This is a genomic window from Pseudomonas sp. USTB-Z (assembly GCF_019691255.1).
Taxonomy (GTDB): Bacteria; Pseudomonadota; Gammaproteobacteria; order Pseudomonadales; family Pseudomonadaceae; genus Aquipseudomonas; species Aquipseudomonas alloputida.
Map to the genome: position 1 here is coordinate 180,488 of NZ_JAECZP010000003.1, position 18,438 is coordinate 198,925.

Annotated in this window: 17 protein-coding genes and 1 riboswitch; of the genes, 11 read left to right on the forward strand and 6 right to left on the reverse strand. The window is 64.5% G+C overall.

What is annotated here, in order from left to right; genetic code table 11:
• Nucleotides 1-3 precede the first annotated feature (3 nt).
• The 5 genes from I8746_RS04840 (at nucleotide 4) to I8746_RS04860 (ending at nucleotide 4,771) form a co-directional block, all read left to right on the forward strand.
• Nucleotides 4-1,170 (forward strand): DUF1624 domain-containing protein, encoded by a 1,167-nt coding sequence (locus tag I8746_RS04840; protein WP_012052919.1) that lies wholly within the window; start codon nucleotides 4-6, stop codon nucleotides 1,168-1,170.
• 28 nt (nucleotides 1,171-1,198) lie between these two features.
• Nucleotides 1,199-1,397, forward strand: a riboswitch (cobalamin riboswitch).
• Between the two features lie 110 nt (nucleotides 1,398-1,507).
• The gene (locus I8746_RS04845; protein WP_012052920.1) at nucleotides 1,508-2,518 is read left to right on the forward strand and encodes an ABC transporter substrate-binding protein; all 1,011 of its coding nucleotides are present in this window, start codon (nucleotides 1,508-1,510) and stop codon (nucleotides 2,516-2,518) included.
• Nucleotides 2,518-3,534, forward strand: a complete 1,017-nt coding sequence (locus I8746_RS04850; RefSeq protein ID WP_003250493.1) for an iron ABC transporter permease — start codon at nucleotides 2,518-2,520, stop codon at nucleotides 3,532-3,534. Before I8746_RS04845 ends, I8746_RS04850 begins: the two co-directional genes overlap by 1 nt.
• The gene (locus I8746_RS04855) at nucleotides 3,531-4,319 is read left to right on the forward strand and encodes an ABC transporter ATP-binding protein (RefSeq protein ID WP_221100220.1); all 789 of its coding nucleotides are present in this window, start codon (nucleotides 3,531-3,533) and stop codon (nucleotides 4,317-4,319) included. The genes I8746_RS04850 and I8746_RS04855 overlap by 4 nt, the downstream gene beginning before the upstream one ends.
• Before the next feature lie 17 nt (nucleotides 4,320-4,336).
• Nucleotides 4,337-4,771, forward strand: coding sequence for a pseudoazurin (locus tag I8746_RS04860; RefSeq protein ID WP_003250488.1), 435 nt, complete (start codon nucleotides 4,337-4,339; stop codon nucleotides 4,769-4,771).
• 156 nt (nucleotides 4,772-4,927) lie between these two features.
• On the opposite strand, the gene I8746_RS04865 is transcribed toward I8746_RS04860, so the two are convergent.
• Entirely contained in the window at nucleotides 4,928-5,425 is a 498-nt protein-coding gene (locus I8746_RS04865; RefSeq protein WP_003250486.1) for a GNAT family N-acetyltransferase, read from the reverse strand.
• Nucleotides 5,426-5,558: 133 nt separating this feature from the next.
• Between I8746_RS04865 and I8746_RS04870 the strand changes: the two genes are divergently transcribed.
• From I8746_RS04870 to I8746_RS04885, 4 genes are all read left to right on the forward strand, one after another.
• Nucleotides 5,559-6,038: a hypothetical protein gene (locus I8746_RS04870; RefSeq protein WP_003250484.1), complete on the forward strand. Its 480-nt coding sequence runs from the start codon at nucleotides 5,559-5,561 to the stop codon at nucleotides 6,036-6,038.
• A 59-nt stretch (nucleotides 6,039-6,097) separates the two neighbouring features.
• Nucleotides 6,098-7,669, forward strand: coding sequence for a sensor domain-containing diguanylate cyclase (locus I8746_RS04875; protein WP_012052922.1), 1,572 nt, complete (start codon nucleotides 6,098-6,100; stop codon nucleotides 7,667-7,669).
• A 157-nt stretch (nucleotides 7,670-7,826) separates the two neighbouring features.
• Nucleotides 7,827-8,603 carry a ParA family protein gene (locus I8746_RS04880; protein WP_121783712.1) on the forward strand — a complete coding sequence of 259 codons (777 nt, stop codon included), beginning with the start codon at nucleotides 7,827-7,829 and terminating at the stop codon, nucleotides 8,601-8,603.
• A gap of 180 nt (nucleotides 8,604-8,783) precedes the next feature.
• On the forward strand, nucleotides 8,784-10,121 hold the full coding sequence (locus I8746_RS04885; protein ID WP_003250478.1) for an MFS transporter: 1,338 nt from the start codon (nucleotides 8,784-8,786) through the stop codon (nucleotides 10,119-10,121).
• Nucleotides 10,122-10,153: 32 nt separating this feature from the next.
• On the opposite strand, the gene I8746_RS04890 is transcribed toward I8746_RS04885, so the two are convergent.
• Genes I8746_RS04890 through I8746_RS04900 form a run of 3 tightly spaced genes read right to left on the reverse strand, consistent with a single transcriptional unit; the run spans nucleotide 10,154 to nucleotide 15,777 of the window.
• Nucleotides 10,154-13,300, reverse strand: a complete 3,147-nt coding sequence (locus I8746_RS04890) for an efflux RND transporter permease subunit (RefSeq protein WP_221100221.1) — start codon at nucleotides 13,298-13,300, stop codon at nucleotides 10,154-10,156.
• Between the two features lie 16 nt (nucleotides 13,301-13,316).
• The gene (locus I8746_RS04895; RefSeq protein ID WP_221100222.1) at nucleotides 13,317-14,531 is read right to left on the reverse strand and encodes an efflux RND transporter periplasmic adaptor subunit; all 1,215 of its coding nucleotides are present in this window, start codon (nucleotides 14,529-14,531) and stop codon (nucleotides 13,317-13,319) included.
• Complete coding sequence (locus I8746_RS04900) at nucleotides 14,524-15,777, reverse strand: TolC family protein (RefSeq protein WP_311044808.1); 1,254 nt, start codon at nucleotides 15,775-15,777, stop codon at nucleotides 14,524-14,526. Before I8746_RS04900 ends, I8746_RS04895 begins: the two co-directional genes overlap by 8 nt.
• Nucleotides 15,778-16,039: 262 nt before the next feature.
• On the opposite strand from I8746_RS04900, the gene aroQ reads away from it, so the two are divergent.
• Both aroQ and I8746_RS04910 read left to right on the forward strand, forming a co-directional pair.
• On the forward strand, nucleotides 16,040-16,489 hold the full coding sequence (aroQ, locus tag I8746_RS04905; RefSeq protein WP_014753781.1) for a type II 3-dehydroquinate dehydratase: 450 nt from the start codon (nucleotides 16,040-16,042) through the stop codon (nucleotides 16,487-16,489).
• Nucleotides 16,486-17,334, forward strand: coding sequence for a shikimate dehydrogenase (locus I8746_RS04910; RefSeq protein ID WP_019752004.1), 849 nt, complete (start codon nucleotides 16,486-16,488; stop codon nucleotides 17,332-17,334). The genes aroQ and I8746_RS04910 overlap by 4 nt, the downstream gene beginning before the upstream one ends.
• Before the next feature lie 118 nt (nucleotides 17,335-17,452).
• On the opposite strand, the gene I8746_RS04915 is transcribed toward I8746_RS04910, so the two are convergent.
• A complete protein-coding gene (locus tag I8746_RS04915) occupies nucleotides 17,453-17,968 on the reverse strand; it encodes a thioredoxin family protein (RefSeq protein WP_221100292.1) in 516 nt (171 codons plus the stop codon).
• Nucleotides 17,969-17,978: 10 nt separating this feature from the next.
• The gene (locus tag I8746_RS04920) at nucleotides 17,979-18,254 is read right to left on the reverse strand and encodes a DUF2790 domain-containing protein (protein ID WP_004573749.1); all 276 of its coding nucleotides are present in this window, start codon (nucleotides 18,252-18,254) and stop codon (nucleotides 17,979-17,981) included.
• Between the last annotated feature and the right edge of the window lie 184 nt (nucleotides 18,255-18,438).

An 18,438-nucleotide genomic window follows, 5' to 3' on the forward strand; every position in this document is an offset into this window, starting at 1 on the left:
CCCATGACAAGTGCCAGCGCTACGCCCACGCTGATCACCCAGCGCCTGCAGAGCATCGATGCCCTGCGTGGCCTGGTGATCCTGTTCATGCTCCTGGACCACGTCCGCGAGACTTTCCTCCTGCACCGCCAGGTCAGCGACCCCATGGCCATTGACACCACGGAACCGGCGCTTTTCTTCAGCCGCACCCTCGCCCACCTGTGTGCGCCTGTGTTCGTCCTGCTGACCGGCCTGTCGGCCTGGCTGTATGGCGAGAAGCATCAGGGCCGTGGCGACGTCTCCGCGTTCCTGTTCAAACGCGGGCTGTTCCTGGTGGTGCTGGAGTTCACCCTGGTCAACTTCGCCTGGACCTTCCAGTTGCCCCCGAGCGTGATCTACCTGCAAGTGATCTGGGCCATCGGCGTCAGCATGATCGCCCTGTCGCTGCTGGTGTGGCTGCCACGCGCCGCACTGCTCGCCCTGGGCGCCAGCATCGTCGCCGGCCACAACCTGCTCGACGGCCTGCACTTTGGCGTGGATTCAGCCCTGCATGTGCCGTGGGCAATCCTGCATGATCGCGGCTGGCTGGCGTTTTCCGAAAACCTGCACCTGCGCACGTCTTACCCGGTGCTGCCGTGGATCGGCGTCATCGCCTTGGGTTACGGCCTGGGGCCCTGGTTCGCCCGCGGCAGCGATGCCGGGCAACGCCAGCAACACCTGCTGGCGGCTGGCTTGCTCGCGCTGCTTGGCTTTGTCCTGCTGCGCATGGTCAACGGTTACGGTGAGGCACCGTGGAGCGGTTACCCAACCTTCACGCAAACCCTGATGAGCTTCTTCAACATCACCAAATACCCACCGTCGCTGCTGTTCCTGACCCTGACCCTGGGCTGCGGCCTGTTGTTGTTACGCGCGTTCGAACGGGCCGGCCAGGCGCGCTGGATCACTGCCCTGGCGGTGTTCGGTGCGGCACCGATGTTCTTCTACCTGCTGCACCTGTATGTGCTGAAGCTGCTGTACCTGGCCTGCGTGGCGCTGTTCGGGCTCAACCATGGCGACTACTTCGGTTTCGACGGTGTCGCAGCGATATGGCTGGTCGCAGTACTGCTGGCGGTTTCGCTGTACCTGCCGGTGCGCGGGTTCGCCCGACTGAAGCAGCGCCGCCGCGACATCAGCTGGCTGAAGTACTTCTGAAAAGCGTTTTCACCTGGCGACGCGATGGTCTACCATGCGGGCCGCCGGTTTCCACCACGGAACTAACAGGGAATCCCAGGCCTGCCAATACGGGCCAAACGGAACTGCCCCCGCAACTGTAGGTGCCGAGCCTGCTCCATCGATGCCACTGGGCCTGCCGCCCGGGAAGGCCGGAGCCGGGCCGTGACGCACCAGTCAGGAGACCTGCCGGCCTACATTCACCAACCGGCGGGGTGTCCGGGATTGGCCATCCGTGTTGCCCCGGCCACCCGCTGGGCCTCGGCGATGCCTGTCCGTGCGTTCCTCACCAGAACTGTCCGATAGGAGATCGCCCAGCATGCTGCCCCGTTTCGCCACCCTACTCGCTGGCCTAGGCTTCACTGGCCTGGCCCAGGCCGCTGCCACCCACTATCCGCTGACGGTCGACAACTGCGGCAAGCCGCAGGTTTTTGCCCAGGCGCCGCAGCGCGCCGTTACCATCGGCCAGGCCGGTACCGAGCTGCTCTATGCCCTGGGGCTGGGTGACAAGCTGGCGGGCACTTCGCTGTGGTTCAACAATGTATTGCCCGAATACCAGGCGGTGAACGCCAAGGTGCCGCGCCTGGCCGACAACGACCCCAGCTTCGAGGCGGTGGTCGGCAAGCGCCCGCAGCTGGTCGCGGCGCAGTTCGAATGGATGGTCGGTGCCCAGGGCGTGGTCGCCACCCGCGAGCAGTTCGATGAGCTGAAGATCCCCACCTACGTGCTGCCATCGGACTGCGAGGGCAAGGACAACCTGGTCGGTGCAGACGGCACCCGCCTGCAAGCGTTCCAGGTAGACAGCATCTACAAGAGCGTCAGCCAACTGGCCGAGATCTTCGACGTTCAGGACCGCGGCGCGGCCCTGAACGCCGAGTTGCAAGGGCGCCTCGACAGCGCCAGGGCACAACTGGCCGGCAAGGACCTGTCGGCAACTTCGGCGCTGTTCTGGTTCTCCAGCGCCGACCTAGACATCGACCCCTATGTGGCCGGCCGCCAAGGTGTCGCCGATTTCATGCTGCGCACCCTCGGTGTGCGCAACGTGGTCGAGTCCAGCGAAGAATGGCCAAGCGTAGGCTGGGAAACCCTGGCCAAGGCCAATCCGACCTGGCTGATCATCGCGCGCATGGACCGCCGCCGTTTCCCCGCCGACGACTACCAGAAAAAACTCGAATTCCTGCGCAGTGACCCGGTAACCCGCAACATGGACGCGGTGAAGCACAACCGCATCATTGTCCTCGACGCTGACGCCATGCAGGCCGGCATCCGCCTGTTCCGCGGCGTGCAGACGCTGTCCACGGCCTTCGCCAGCGGTAAAGCAGCCCCGTGATGAACCGCCTGTTACCCTGCATCGCGGTTGCCCTGGCCGCTCTGTTGGCCGCCCTGCTGGCCGGTACCGCCATTGGCGAAACCAACCTGTCGCCCAGCGTGGTTGGCCAGGTGCTGGCCAACCACCTGTGGCAAGCCGACTACCCGGTGGACCCGATCGACGCCGGCATCATCTGGAACTACCGCCTGACCCGCACCCTGGTCGCGGCCGCTTGCGGCGCCGGGCTGGCCACCTGTGGTGTCATCCTGCAGGCGATGCTGCGCAACCCACTGGCCGAGCCCTACCTGCTGGGGCTGTCTGCCGGTGCCTCGACCGGCGCGGTACTGGTCGGCCTGCTGGGGCTGGGTAGCCTGGCATTAAGCATGTCTGCTGGGGCCTTCATCGGCGCCGGGGCCGCATTCGCCCTGGTGCTGGTGCTGGCCCGCGCGGCCGGCCCCAGCAGCAACAATGCACAGGTCATCCTTGCCGGTATCGCCGGCTCGCAGCTGTTCAATGCACTGACCGCCTTCCTGATCACCAAGTCAGCCACCGCCGAGCAGGCGCGCGGCATCCTGTTCTGGCTGCTGGGCAACCTGAGCGGTGTACGCTGGCCTTCGGTGTGGCTGGCCGTACCGGTGGCGATTTTCGGCTTGCTGGTGTGCCTGTGGCATCGCCGTGCGCTGGATGCCTTTACCTTCGGTGCCGATTCGGCCGCCTCGCTGGGCATCCCGGTGCGGCGCACCCAGTTGCTGCTGATCAGTTGTGCAGCGCTGGTGACGGCTGTGATGGTGTCCATTGTCGGCGCCATCGGCTTTGTCGGGCTGGTTATACCCCATGCCCTGCGCCTTCTGCTCGGCCCCGGGCACAGCCGTCTGTTGCCCGCCAGCGCATTGGGCGGTGCGCTGTTTCTGATTGTGGCGGACATTCTTTCGCGCACGCTGATCACCGGCCAGGTGATCCCGGTGGGCGTGGTTACGGCGCTGATCGGTGCCCCGGTATTCGCGCTGATTCTGGTCAGCCGACGGGGGCGCCCATGACAGCCATGACCGCTGTTCGCATCCCCCCGCTGGCCTGCCACGGGCTGGGGTTGCAACTGGCCGGCACTACCGTGCTCAGCGCTATCGATCTCAGCGTTGTCGCCGGTGAAACCCTGGGCATCGTCGGCCCCAACGGCTCGGGTAAGTCCTCGCTGTTGAAGTTGCTGGCAGGGCTGCGCAAACCCGCCTGCGGCAGCGTGCAGCTCTTGGGTGAGCCTCTGGCACAGATGCCCCGCCGCCGTGTTGCCCAATCGCTGGCACTGGTCGAGCAACAGGCCGACACACTCGATGCGATCAGCGTATTCGACGCGGTTGCCTTGGGCCGCACGCCGTGGCTCTCGGCCCTGGCACCGTTCTCCCGGCAGGACTGCGCCATCGTAGAGCAAGCCCTGGCCGACCTCGACGCCCTGCACCTGCGCACGCGCCTGTGGGGGTCGCTGTCCGGTGGCGAGCGCCAGCGTGTGCACATCGCCCGTGCGCTGGCCCAACGGCCGCAGGTGCTGCTGCTGGACGAACCGACCAACCACCTGGACATTCAGCATCAGCTAAGCCTGCTGCAACAAGTGCAGGCGCTGCCGGTCACCACCCTGGTAGCGCTGCATGACCTCAACCAGGCGCTGACCTGCGACCGTGTCGCGGTTCTCGACAAGGGCCGTCTGGTCGCCCTCGGCAACCCCTTCGAAGTGCTTACCCCCGAGCGCCTGTTGAGCACCTTCGGCGTCCACGCCCACTACCTCACCGACCCTTTCGACGGCGCGCGCATCCTGCGCTTTCGCGCCCCCTGAACCTGGTAGCCTTGCCCATGCTGTTGCGCCCTGTCGCCCTGCTGCTCACCAGCACCCTGCTTGCCCCGACCGCACTGGCCGAAGTGCATGAAGTGAAAATGCTTAACCGTGGCAGCGACGGCGCCATGGTCTACGAGCCTGACCACTTGCGCATTGCCCCCGGCGACAGCGTGCGCTTCCTGCCGAGCCACAGCGGGCATAATGCCGCCAGCGTGGCGGGCCTGCTACCCACCGGTGCCGAGCCGTTCAAGAGCACGCTGAACCAACCGTTCGAGCACACCTTCCGCGTGCCGGGCGTATACGGCATCCAGTGCATTCCGCACGTGGCCATGGGCATGGTCATGGTGATCCAGGTCGGTGATGCGCCTACCGCCGAATTGCCGGCCAGCTTGCCGGCGCGGGCCAAAGCCCGCTTTGCCGCGCAGTTGCAAAAACTCGGGGCCGGGCAGTGAGCCGGCTATTCGGGCGCCTCACGCCCAGGCCGGCTCAGCCCCGTTGCACAGCAATGGCTTTACCGAGGATGGCAACTGGAACCTCATCAACCGCCGTGCGTTCGACCCAGTGACCCAGGGCGCGATCTTCATCACCAATAGGCACGTTCCCACAGGTCAGCGTAATCGCAGCTGCATGTGCGTGGTCTGCCACACCGGGTCCTGCTCCACATCCACCACCGTGAAGCCTTGCCGCTCCCAGAACGCAATGGCACCCGGCAGAAACGGATGAGTATGCAAGTAAAGGCAGTCCAAGCCCGCTTGCATCGCCCGTTCGCGCAAGGCACCAAACAAGGCAGCCGCCAGGCCATGCCTGCGGTAGGCCGGCAACACGAACAGCCGCACCACCTCGACTACCCGCTCTGCGCGGTAATCAAGCTGGGCAAAGCGATGGTCATAGGGCAAGTAACCGATCACCGCGACCAGCCGCCCACCCTCACGGGCTTCCAGAAAGCAGCCCGCACCGTCCAGGTAAGTGTCGGCGAAATGCGCCAGGTCACGCGGCAAGGGTGCGTTGGCGAGCATCGGGAAAAGCGCGCGCCGGGCGCTGTCGACAAACGCCAGCACTTCGGCAATGGCGTCACGCGCCACAGGTTGCAGGGTCCAGTTCGGCATCGGGCTATTGCCAGTGTGGTTGGGAGCGCACGGTTCTACCGCAGCGTGCCGCACAAGGCAAATCACAGGGCTCGTCGTGGCAAGGCGGACATCGGTATAATCAGCAGTCTTCACTGCCCGACCAGGCCACACCATGCCTCGCCTCCCGAAGTTGCTGTTACCCCTGTTGCTGGCTGCTGCATTCACCGCCTGCGACCAGAAACCCTCCCGTGAAGATCAGATCCTCAGCCAGCTGCCGCTGCAGGACGCCTACACGCACAACATCGAGCGCATGTCCGCGCTGCTGGGCCGCACTCACCCGCAGCTGTCGCAAGCGACCATTCAGGACGTACTGCGCAAGCACCTCACCGTCGAGGACCAGCGCCGGGACCTGTTCCGCCTGTACAGCGAAAAGAACTTCAGCGACGCCGAATTCGCCACCATCGTCGCCGCCACCCAGGACCCCGCCAAAGCTCGCGCCCTGGAAGACACCGAAGCCGGCAAACGCTTGAGCGAAAAACTCACCGCCCTGATGCGCGAAACCGCCCGCGATGTGAACGTGCAAGCTTTGGTGGAGCAGCGTATGCAAGAGGTGGAAGATGAGCTTGATGCGCTGGACAAGGCAGGCTCTTGAGCGCTGCCCGCCAAGGTAACTTCCGTTCAGCCGCCCTTTACGATCACCCGAGGTCAGGATTGACATACACCAAGCATGGATTGCGCCTGGATCTACGTACACTCATTCTGGTGCTCTGCGCCCTTACCGCAGTGGTCATGCTGTGCGCCAGCTATTTCGCCAGCTACAGGGTGCAGCGCCAGCTATTGATCGACAATGCCCTGGAAGCCAACCGGGTGTATGCGACAAAACTGGCCAGCATCACCGAAACCTTCATAGGCAACGCCTTGCAGCAACTGATGTTCAGCGCCAGCGTACAAAGCCGGCAGTTGAGCGATGCCGCTGCGCTGCAGGTGGAAAGCGACCGCCTACTGGGCCAGAGCATGGCCTTCAACTCCACCTTCGTGATCGATGCCAACGGTGTACTGCTGGCAGTATCTCCCGCCCCGCTACGCCACTTGGTCGGCACCCACGTGCAGTCACCCGGCGCTCTGGAAGCCCTGCAGGAACGCCGTCCGCTGGTTTCCACGCCCTACCTGTCGGCGGCCGACAACCTGGTGGTGGCGCTGTCGCAACCCATTTTCGACCGCAACGGCCGCTACCTGGGGTATGTGGGTGGCAGCCTGTACCTGCGTGAACGCAACATCCTCAACAGCCTGCTGGGCGAGCATTTCTACAAGGACGGTTCGTACCTGTATGTGGTCGACCGCAACCGACGCCTGCTGTACCACCCCCATAGCGAGCGGGTAGGCACGGTGGTGGAGGGCAATGCGCTGGTCGACCAGTTGGCGACACTGGACAGCGGTACCCGGCAGCTGACCAATAGCCTGGGCGTGGAAATGCTCGCAGGCTTCGCCACCGTCCCCAGCGCCGGCTGGGGCGTGGTAGCGCAGCAACCATTGGCGCAGACGGTGGCGCCGTTGCACCATCTGGTGCTGAACGTGATCGCCAGTTCGGCGCCCTTGGCGCTGGTTGGCAGCCTGCTGCTGTGGTGGCTGGCCCGTACAATCGCCCGCCCGCTGTGGAAACTCGCCGCCGGTGCCCGCACGATGGACCGCGCCGCTACCGCCGAGCACTTGCATCAGGTGCGGGCCTGGTACTTCGAGGCGGCAGAGCTCAAGCGGGCGTTACTGTTCAGCCTGAACTTGCTGCAAGAGCGCATCGGCCGGCTCAATCGGGACGCCCAGACCGATCCGCTGACCGGCCTGGGCAACCGCCGCAGCCTGGAAATCAGCCTGTCGTTACTGGAGGCTGAAAACCGGGAGTTTGCAGCCATTGCGCTAGATATCGACCACTTCAAGCGGATAAATGACAGCCATGGACACGAAGTGGGCGACCAGGTGCTGCGCCAGCTGGCGGAGCTCATGCGCCGTTGTTGCCGCGAGGGCGACCTGCTGTGTCGCACCGGTGGCGAGGAGTTCCTGATATTGCTGCCTGGGGCCACCCTGAACGTGGCGGCCGCGGTGGCCGAACGGTTGCGTGTGACCGTACAGGATATGCCGGTGGAACCGGTGGGGGCAGTGACGATTTCGCTGGGGGTGACGCACTGGGATGGCGAGACTCACGGCGAGCCCATGAACGCATTGGGCGAGGCTGACCGGGCGCTTTACCGGGCCAAGCAGGAGGGGCGCAACCGGGTCGCTTTTGCCTGAACGTCTTGAGTTGTCTGCGGGGGCGGGCTTGCCCGTGAAATGCCGTTACAGGCAACGATGAATCGGTGGCTTGTAACAATTCCTGTCATAAAACTGCAGTGTTTCAGTCATAGGATTGACCCCGACCTGACATTTTCACTTCATGGATGAGCGTCTCATGCGTCGTGTGGTTTTCAATCAGAAAGGTGGCGTCGGCAAATCCAGCATTGCCTGCAACCTCGCCGCAGCCAGTGCCGCCGAGGGCTACCGGACCTTGCTGGTCGACCTCGACCCGCAGGCCAATGCCACCTTCTACCTCACCGGGCTGGTCAACGACACCATTCCTGCCGGCATCGCCGACTTCTTCCGCCAGACCTTGTCGCCGGTTACCGCCGCCGGCAAGAAGCACCGCGTGGCCATCACCGAAACCCGCTACCGCAACCTGCACCTGGTCACCGCCAGCCCTGACCTCAGCGACCTGCAAAGCAAGCTGGAGAGCAAGTTCAAGATCAACAAGCTGCGCAAGTTGCTGATAACGCTGAGCGAGGACTATGAGCGAATCTACATCGACACCCCACCCGCGCTGAACTTCTACACCTTCAGCGCGCTGGTGGCGGCCGAGCGTCTGTTGATTCCGTTCGACTGCGACAGTTTCTCGCGCCAGGCCCTGCACAGTGTCATGGCCGAGGTCGAAGAACTGCGCCAGGACCACAACCCCGCACTGGTGGTGGAAGGTGTGGTGGTCAATCAGTTCGCCGGGCGCACGGCGCTGCACCAGACCTTGGTCGATCAACTGCGCAACGAAGGCATGCCGGTGCTGCCGGTGTACCTGAGCAGTTCGATCAAGATGCGCGAATCGCACCACGCCTCGGTGCCATTGGTGCATTTGGCGCCGCGGCATAAACTGGCCCTGGCATTCATCGATTTACTGGATGTGCTTGAGCGTGCGGCCTGACAGGCCGTTGGGGGTACTCCAGCTGTAACCTGCTGGACCGGTCGAATCAGGTATACCGAGGTCGCCCTCGACAAAGCGCGTTGCAGCGCTCGGCTATCTACTGGCAAGCACAATAACGATGGCGCGGCCCGACTGCGCCACTTTCAACATGGCTGCCAAAGGAAACCGGAGAGCACCCGCATGTCCGCACATCATGAGGTATCCCCCGCCACCCTGCGCAGGGTGATTGCCGCTTCGGCCATCGGCAATTTCGTCGAATGGTTCGACTTCGCCGTGTACGGCTTTCTCGCCACGCTGATCGCCAGCCAGTTCTTCGCCAGCGAAGACGCCAGCGTAGCCTTGCTCAAAACCTTCGCGGTGTTCGCCGTGGCCTTCGCCCTGCGTCCCTTGGGCGGCATCGTCTTCGGCGCCCTGGGCGACCGCCTGGGACGCAAGCGCATCCTGTCGCTGACCATCTTGCTGATGGCCGGCTCCACCACGTTGATCGGCCTGCTGCCGACCTACGCCAGTATCGGCCTGGCAGCCCCGGCGCTGCTGACCCTGGCCCGCTGCCTGCAGGGTTTTTCTGCCGGTGGCGAATATGCCGGGGCCTGCGCCTACCTGATGGAGCACGCGCCTGACAACAAGCGCGCCTTTTATGGCAGCTTCGTGCCTGTGTCGACCTTTTCCGCCTTTGCCTGTGCGGCGGTGATCGCGTATGGCCTGGAAGCCAGCCTGTCGACCGAGGCGATGAATGCCTGGGGTTGGCGCATTCCGTTCCTGATTGCCGCGCCGCTGGGCCTGGTCGGCCTGTACCTGCGCTGGCGCATGGAAGAAACCCCGGCGTTCCGCGAAGCCGTCGCCCAGGGCAAGGAGCACGAGCATTCACCGCTGAAGGAAACCCTTCGCCACCATGGCCGGGTCATTCGCAACCTGGGGGCGTTCATTTCGCTGACCGCATTGTCGTTCTACATGTTCACCACCTACTTCGCCACCTACCTGCAACTGGTCGGCAACCTGACCCGCGCGCAGTCACTGCTGGTAACCACCGTGGCCCTGCTGTTCGCTGCGGTCGGCTGCCCGCTGGCCGGGGCATTTTCTGACCGGGTGGGGCGGCGCAAGACCATCGGCTTTACCTGCCTGTGGGTGATGCTTTGCGTGTTCCCGGCGTACTGGCTGGCCAGCTCTGGCTCGATGTCGGGTGCGCTGCTGGGGGTGATCCTGCTCGCGGTGGGGGCATTGTGCAGCGGCGTGGTTACCGCAGCCTTGCTGTCGGAAAGCTTCCCTACCCGTACCCGCTACACCGCTTCGGCAATTACCTACAACGTGGCCTACACGCTATTTGGCGGCACAGCGCCGCTGGTGGCAACCTGGCTCATCGGGCAGACCGGCAGCAGCCTGGCACCGGCGTTCTACCTGGTGGTGATTGCGCTGGTGGCGTTGGTGGGCGGGTTGGCGTTGCCGGAAACGTCGCGGATTTCTTTGCATGACGACCTGGGTGTGGACGGTGTACGGGCTGGTGCCCGAAGGGCCGTTTGAGGTTGTTGGGGCTGCCTTGCAGCCCCACGTACTCAGCCTTCCTGCTGCTCATCCCGCCGATACGCCCACTGATACAACGCCGGCAACACCAGCAACGTCAGTGCGGTAGAAGACAAGATCCCACCAATCACCACCGTCGCCAGTGGCCGCTGCACCTCTGCCCCGGTCCCGGTGGCCAGGGCCATCGGTATGAACCCCAGCGAGGCCACCAGCGCCGTCATCAGTACTGGCCGCAAGCGGGTCAGCGCCCCCTCCTCGACCGCCGCCCGCAGCGTGCGCCCTTCCTCGCGCAGCCCGCGGATAAAGGCAATCATCACCAGCCCGTTCAACACTGCCACTCCCGACAATGCAATGAACCCGACGCCGGCAGAAATAGACAGCGGAATATCACGCACCCACAGCGCCAGCACACCGCCGGTCAGGGCAAAGGGGATGCCGGTGAACACCAGCAGGCCATCCCTGAGGTTGTTGAACATCATCAGCAACAGCGCCATGACCAGCAGCAAGGCCACCGGCACCACCACCTGCAGGCGCTCGGCTGCCGACTGCAACTGTTCGAACTGCCCTCCCCAACGCGTCCAGTAACCCGGTGGTACCTGCACCTGGTCGATCAGGGCCTGCTCAGCCTCTTGCACAAACGAGCCCAGGTCGCGTCCACGCACGTTGGCACTGACCACCACCACGCGCTTGCCATCCTCGCGGCTCACCTGATTCGGGCCCAATTGCAGGTTCAGCGTGGCGACCTGCGACAGCGGGATGAAACCGATTTGCCCGGCCCCCTCAGCGGCACTGGCCGGAACCGGAATCAGCAGGCTGGCCAGCCCGTCGACATCGGTCCGCAAGGTCTCCGACAGGCGCACGACCATGTCGAAGCGGCGGTCGCCTTCATACAGCGTACCGGCGGTGCGGCCGCCCACGGCAATGGCGATGGCATCCTGCACATCGCCCACATTCAGGCCATGACGGGCGGCCTTGTCACGGTCGATGTCGATGGTCAGTACCGGCAGGCCCGTCGTCTGCTCCACCTTCACCTCGGACGCGCCCGACACCCCTTGCAGGCTGGCAGCGATCTGCGCGGCAGTGCGGTTGAGCACCTCCATGTCGTCACCAAACAGCTTCACCGCCACATCACTGCGCACCCCTGAAATCAGCTCGTTGAACCGCAGCTGAATCGGCTGCGACAGCTCGTAGTTGCTGCCCGGCACACTGGCAGCGGCGCGTTGCACCTGGGCGATCAGTTCATCCCGCGGTTTGCCCGGGTCAACCCATTGTTCGCGCGGGCGCAACATCACGTAGGCATCGGAAATGTTCGGCGGCATCGGGTCGGAGGCAATCTCGGCAGTGCCGGTGCGGGCAAACACCCGCTCCACCTCCGGCACCTGGGCGATGATCGCCTGCTCCAGGCGCTGTTGCATGTCCACCGACTGCGACAGGCTGGTGCCCGGCACGCGCAGGGCCTGCAGGGCGAAGTCACCCTCGCTGAGGCTGGGGATGAACTCGCTGCCCATGCGGCTGGCCATCACGCCCGACAACAGCACCAGGGCGGCGGCGGCGGCACATGCCAGTTTGCGCCGGCCCAGCACCCAGGCCAGCACCGGGGCATAGCGCTGCCGTGCCGTACGCATCACCAGGCCTTCCTCTTCCTTGACCTTGCCGGTGACGAACAGGGTAATGGCTGCCGGAACGAACGTGACCGAAAGGATCATCGCGCCCAACAGGGCCATGACCACGGTAAAGGCCATGGGGTGGAACATCTTGCCCTCGACCCCGGTCAGGGCAAAGATCGGCAGGTACACCACCATGATGATCAACTGCCCATAGATCAGCGGCCGGCGTGCTTCGCGGGCAGCGGCAAACACCTCATGGAACCGTTCGCCGCGGGTCAGCATGCGACCGTGGCGCTGCTGGGCATGGGCCAGGCGGCGGATGGCGTTTTCCACGATCACCACCGCGCCGTCGACGATGATGCCGAAGTCCAGCGCGCCCAGGCTCATCAGGTTGGCACTGACCTTGTTGCTGAACATGCCAGTAAAGGTGAACAGCATCGAAAGCGGGATAACCATGGCCGTGATCAGCGCAGCGCGAATGTTGCCGAGGAACAGGAACAGCACGGCAATCACCAGGATCGCACCTTCGATCAGGTTCTTCTTCACCGTGGCGATGGCTTTCTCCACCAGGTTGGTGCGGTCGTACACCGTCACGGCGACTACGCCCTTGGGCAGGTTGCGATTGATCTCGACCAATTTTGCAGCGACCGCCTGCGACACCGTGCGGCTGTTCTCGCCAATCAGCATGAACACCGTGCCCAGCACCACTTCCCGACCGTTTTCGGTGGCTGCCCCCGAGCGCAGCTCTTCGCCAAGGCCAACCTGGGCGACATGGCTGACGCGGATCGGCGTGCCGTCGACGCTGGAGATAACGATGTTGGCAATGTCTTCGGCCGAGGCCACCTGGCCCGGCGCGCGAATCAGCAACTGCTCGCCATTGCGCTCGATATAGCCAGCGCCAATGTTGGCGTTATTGCGCTCCAGCGCTGCAATCAGGTCGTTGAGGGTGAGCTTGTAGGCCGCCAGGCGCTTGGGCTCTGGTGCAATCAGGTATTGCTTGGCATGGCCGCCAATGCTGTTGACCTCGGCCACACCCGGTACATTGCGCAGTTGCGGCTTGATGATCCAGTCCTGAATCACCCGCAGGTCAGTTGGGGTGTAAGGTATACCGTCTTCCTTGAGCGCCCCCTCCTGGGCTTCCACCGTCCACAGAAAAATTTCCCCCAGCCCGGTGGAGATCGGCCCCATGCCCGCCTCGATGCCCTCAGGCAATTGCTCGCGGGCCACCTGCAGGCGCTCGTTGACCAGTTGGCGGGCGAAGAAGATATCGGTGCCATCATCGAAAATGACCGTGACTTGCGACAGGCCCGAGCGCGACAGCGAGCGGGTCTGCTTGAGCCCTGGCAGGCCAGCCATCGCGGTCTCGATGGCAAAGGTGATGCGCTGCTCGGTCTCCAGCGGCGAATAGCCGGGGGCGGCGGTGTTGATCTGCACCTGGACGTTAGTGATGTCCGGCACAGCATCGATCGGCAGTTTCTGGTAGCTGTGGATACCCACCGCGGCCATCAGGACCACGGCCAGCATCACCACCAGGCGCTGCTCGATGGCAAATTGAATCAGGCGTTCGAACATGCAGGTGTCCCCGTGATCAGTGGCTGTGCTCGGCCGAGCCCTTGCCCAGTTCCGACTTGAGGACAAAGCTGCCGGCGGCCGCAACCTGAGTACCGGCGGCCAGGCCGCTGGTGATTTCCACCTGGCCAGCATCGCGACGGCCAGTCTTCACCGGGCGCGCCTCGAAGCCTTCCTCCGTGCGGGCGAACACCATGGTCTGCGCCTCCCAGGTTTGCAGGGCGCTTTCCGGCACCGCCACGGCGGCATCGAAGCGGTCGACGCTGACAGCCACATTGACGAACAGCCCGGGGCGCCAGGCGCCATTGGGGTTGGCCAGAGTGGCACGCACAGTGGCGGCACGGTTCTGCTCGCCGAGCAGGCTGCCGACGTAGTTGACCTTGCCCAGAACCTGGGCGCCCAGGTCCGGCGCACTGACCGTGACTTCACGGCCGGTCACCACCTTGCCCAGGTCACGAGGGGCCACGGCGAAGGTGGCCCACACCCGGCTCAGGTCGGACAGGGTGAACGCGTTGCTGGTCTCGTCGACCACCTCGCCCACGGTCAGGTGCTTCTCCACGACGACCGCATCGAAGGGGGCGCGCAGTTCATAGCGGTTGCCGGCACCGGCCGGCCCCACCGCTGCGACCTTCTGCCGAGCATTGGCCAGGGCGATCTCGGCCTCCTGCAACGCCTGACGTGCCTGCAGGTAATCCTGCTCGGCGCTGATTCGCTCCTGCCACAGCTGTTGTTCCCGTTGAAAGGTCAACCGCGCCAGTTCCAGGCGACGTTGAGCGGCCTGCTGCTCACTGCGCAGGTCGGAGATCTGCTGGCTGGCAATCACCGCCAGTACCTGGCCGCGCTTGACCGCCTGGCCCAGCTCGGCTTGCACCGCTTCGACCACACCCGGCACGCGGGGTACCACATGTGCGGTGCGGTCCTCGTCAAAGCGGATCTCACCCGGGAAGCTGATGGCGGTGCCCAGCTCACGGGGGCCTGCGGCAGCCAGTTGTATGCCAGCCGATTCGATCTGCGCGATAGACAGGTGCAGCTGGCCTTCTTCTTCGCCGTGCTCCTTCTCTGCAGGGCCTTCGGCGGCCTGCGCTGTAGCATGGCCGTGGCTGTCTTCACCATGGTCGTCATGGGGGGCTTGAGCCTTGGACGCCTGGCCGAGGTTGCCGGTCCAGGCCAGGCCCGCGAGGCCAAGCGCAGCAATGGCGGCAGCCAGAAGGGCTAGCTTGCGTGGGTTAGTCATTGTTGCTCCTGCTATTGGATTTGTTGCTCACGCCATCGAGATCGCCGTAGATCCGCTCCACTTGTGCACGCGCGTCGGTCGCCGAGGCCAGCGCCTCGAGGTACAGCCCGCGAGCCTCGATCAGCGTGCGCTGGGCGTCGAGTACATCGAGGAAAGCGAACTTGCCCATTTCAAAACCGCGGGTGGCGGTGTCCACGGCCTGCTGCGCAGCCGGCAGGATGGTGCGGTCATAGGCTTCAACGTCCTGCATCACCGTCTCCCACTGGCTGATGGCACTACGGGTTTCACTGCGCAGACGCAGCGCCACGGCATTGCGCAGGTCGCGCGCCTGATCGGCGCGGCGCGCAGCTGCCAGAACATTGCCCTGGTTGCGGTCGAACAGCGGCAACGGCATGGACAGGCCAACCACGTTCACTCGCTCCCGGTCTTCGCGGCTGTACTGGCTGCCAAGGCTGACGGTGAGGTTGGGGATACGCTGGGCTTTTTCCGCCCCCAGGGAGGCGTCGCCGCGCTCGACCTGGGCAGCGGCCAGGCGCCATTCGGCAGTCTTTTCGACCTGGTCAAGCAAGGTGTCGGCACCCGGCGCAATGCCTGGCGAAAGGTTGGCTGCCTGCAACCGGTCGAAGCTTGCCAGCGGGCTGCCCGTCAACCGGGCCAAGGCCTGGTAGGCCACGCTGCGCTGGGTTTTCGCGCGGCGCACTTCGGCCTGGGCCTGGGCCAGTTGCACCTGGGCACGGGTGGCCTCCACCGGTGATGACTGGCCTGCCGTAACCCGCCCTTGCACCACCCGCAGACCTCGTTCAGTCAACGCCTGCGACTGCTGAGCCAACTCCAGCGCGGTCTGTGCACGCAAGGCAGCGTGGAAAGCCTGCACCACATCGGCCCGCAGGGCGTTGCGCTGGCGCTCCAGGTCAAGCTGGGCAATGGCCTGGCCGGCACCCGCCACGGCGAGACGTGCGCCGCGCTTCCCGCCCAGTTCCAGCGGCTGGCTGAGGGTGACGGTGGTGGTGCTGGTGTCGCGGCGGGTGTCCTCGACCTCCCAGGCCAGCTCCGGGTTGGGGAGCAGCCCGGCCTGGCGCCGTTCGCCATCGGCAATGCCAATTTCACGGCCGGCTGCAGCCAGCTCCGGGTTCTGGGCGAAAGCGGCGGTAAGCGCCTGGGGCAGGCTCAGCACCTGGCTGGCCTGGGCGCCGGTGGCACTGGCCAGCAGCAGACAGAGCAAGGCGATCTTGCGGGGGATGGGCACGAAACAGTCCTCTGGGCGAAGCATTGGCGAGGGACTGTAGAAAGGGCTGGTTATCGGGGCGGTGGCGGCAAGATTACAATTTTGTAATGACGCCCTGCGGTTCGTTGCAGGGGCAGCTTTGCACGGCTGGGTACAGGGCATTCAACGCCCAATAAGTTCGATAATCGCCCACTTTCCCGGTGCGACGATCCTGGCCAATTGACGGAACTAACCAGTCAGTACAAAACTACGTGCATTCAACAACAACAAAGCGATGCCCGTCATGAAGCCCCTTATTCTCGTGCTCAACGGCCCCAACCTGAACATGCTGGGCACCCGCGAGCCTGCCCAGTACGGCCACGAAACCCTCGCTGACCTGGCTCAGGGATGTGCCGACACTGCCCACGCCCACGGCCTGGAAATCGAATTCCGCCAGACCAACCACGAAGGTGAACTGATCGACTGGATCCACGCCGCCCGTGGCCGCTGCGCCGGCATCGTGATCAACCCCGGCGCCTGGACGCACACCTCGGTCGCCATCCGCGATGCCCTGGTGGCCAGCGAACTGCCGGTGATCGAGGTGCACCTGTCCAATGTGCACAAACGCGAGCCGTTCCGTCACTTGTCGTTCGTATCGTCCATCGCCGTCGGTGTCATCTGCGGCCTGGGCAGCCACGGCTACCGCATGGCGCTGAGCCACTTCGCCGAGCTGTTGCAGGAGCGTGTGGCATGAGCCAGCAAGCCATCCTCGCCGGCCTGATTGGCCGCGGCATCCAACTGTCACGTACGCCGGCCCTGCACGAACACGAAGGCGACGCCCAGGCCCTGCGCTACCTGTACCGGCTGATCGACGCCGACCAGCTGCAACTGGACGACAGCGCCCTGCCCGGATTGCTCGAAGCCGCGCAACGTACCGGTTTCACCGGGCTGAACATTACGTACCCGTTCAAGCAGGCGATCCTGCCGTTGCTCGACGAACTGTCCGACGAGGCCCGCGGTATCGGCGCAGTAAATACCGTGGTGCTCAAGGACGGCAAGCGCGTCGGCCACAACACCGATTGCCTGGGCTTTGCCGAAGGCTTGCGCCGTGGCCTGCCCGACGTTGCACGGCGCCAGGTGGTGCAGATGGGTGCCGGTGGCGCTGGCTCGGCCGTGGCCCATGCCCTGCTGGGTGAAGGGGTAGAGCGGCTGGTGCTGTTCGAAGTGGATGCGACCCGTGCGCAGGCGCTGGTGGACAACCTGAACGCCCATTTCGGCGCGGAGCGCGCCGTGCTTGGCACCGACCTGGCCACAGCACTGGCCGAAGCGGACGGGCTGGTCAACACCACGCCGGTGGGCATGGCCAAGCTACCGGGCACGCCACTGCCGGTGGCGTTGCTGCATCCCCGCCTGTGGGTGGCAGAGATCATCTACTTCCCGCTGGAGACCGAACTGCTGCGCGCGGCCCGGGCACTGGGCTGCCGCACACTGGATGGCAGCTACATGGCGGTGTTCCAGGCGGTGAAGGCATTCGAGCTGTTCAGCGGGCGGCAGGCGGATGCGGCGCGGATGCAGGCGCACTTTGCCAGTTTCACCTGATAGAAAAGTGTTGGCTTCTTCGCGGGCACGCCCGCTCCCACAGGTACTGCGCAAACGTTACTGATTGCACTCTCCCTGTGGGAGCGGGCATGCCCGCGAAGAGGCCGGTACAGGAGAATCACCCTTGCTCATCCAGCAACGCCTGTATCACCTGTTCCTGCTCGCCATAATCCCCCTCGCCAACGTGCACATGGCGCACCTGCCCCTTGCGGTCGACAAAGTAATGCGCCGGCCAGAACTGGTTGCCCCAGGCATTCCACACCTTGTAGTCATTATCTACCGCCACCGGATACCCGATACCCAACCGGGCTACCTTGTCCCGCAACGTGTCCACATCATGCTCGTAGTCGAACTCGGGCGTGTGTACCCCCACCACCACCAGCCCTTGATCGGCATAGCGCCGCGCCCACTCATTCACATGCGGCAGGCTGCGCCGGCAGTTGATGCAGTCCCAGGTCCAGAAGTCCACCAGCACCACCTTGCCCTTGAGCCCCGGGGCATCCACGGGCGGCGAATTCAACCACTGGCTGGCGCCTGACAGCGACGGCATGGCGCCGTAGCTGTCGCGTGCCTTCAGGTGCCCAGCCAACCCAAGCCCCATCAGCGCCAGCGCAAAACCACCTGCCTTGAGCATCCGGCGCCGATCAATTGTCATGGCAACCGCCCGTGGCGTAGGTGCGGTACTGCACGCTTTGCCGCTGGCCATGGGAGTCAAGGTAGTCCATTCGGGTGTTCACCAGGCCGCAGGCGTTGCTCTGATCGTCCTGCACCGACAGCACTTTCTTCACATCCAGAGGCTCACCGTAGCGGTACTGCATGACCCCGCCATCCTGCATCGGGGCCGTGGCGGCCTGGGCAGCGATGGCGCCGAAGCTGAGCACGGCGAACAGGCTGGCGCTGGCGATAGTCTTGACGTTCATGGCATCTCTCCTGGGTAACACTTGGGGGTGGGGAGTGTTGCTCCCCGGTCGAGAGCCATTTCACGTCAGCCAGGTATCCCGCATGTGTCTCCCAACGTTGTGATGTGCGTCCTGCTGTATCCCTACCCGTGCCAGATACACTGCAATACAAACTCCCGCAGGCAAGGGCGAACGCGCTCGGTAC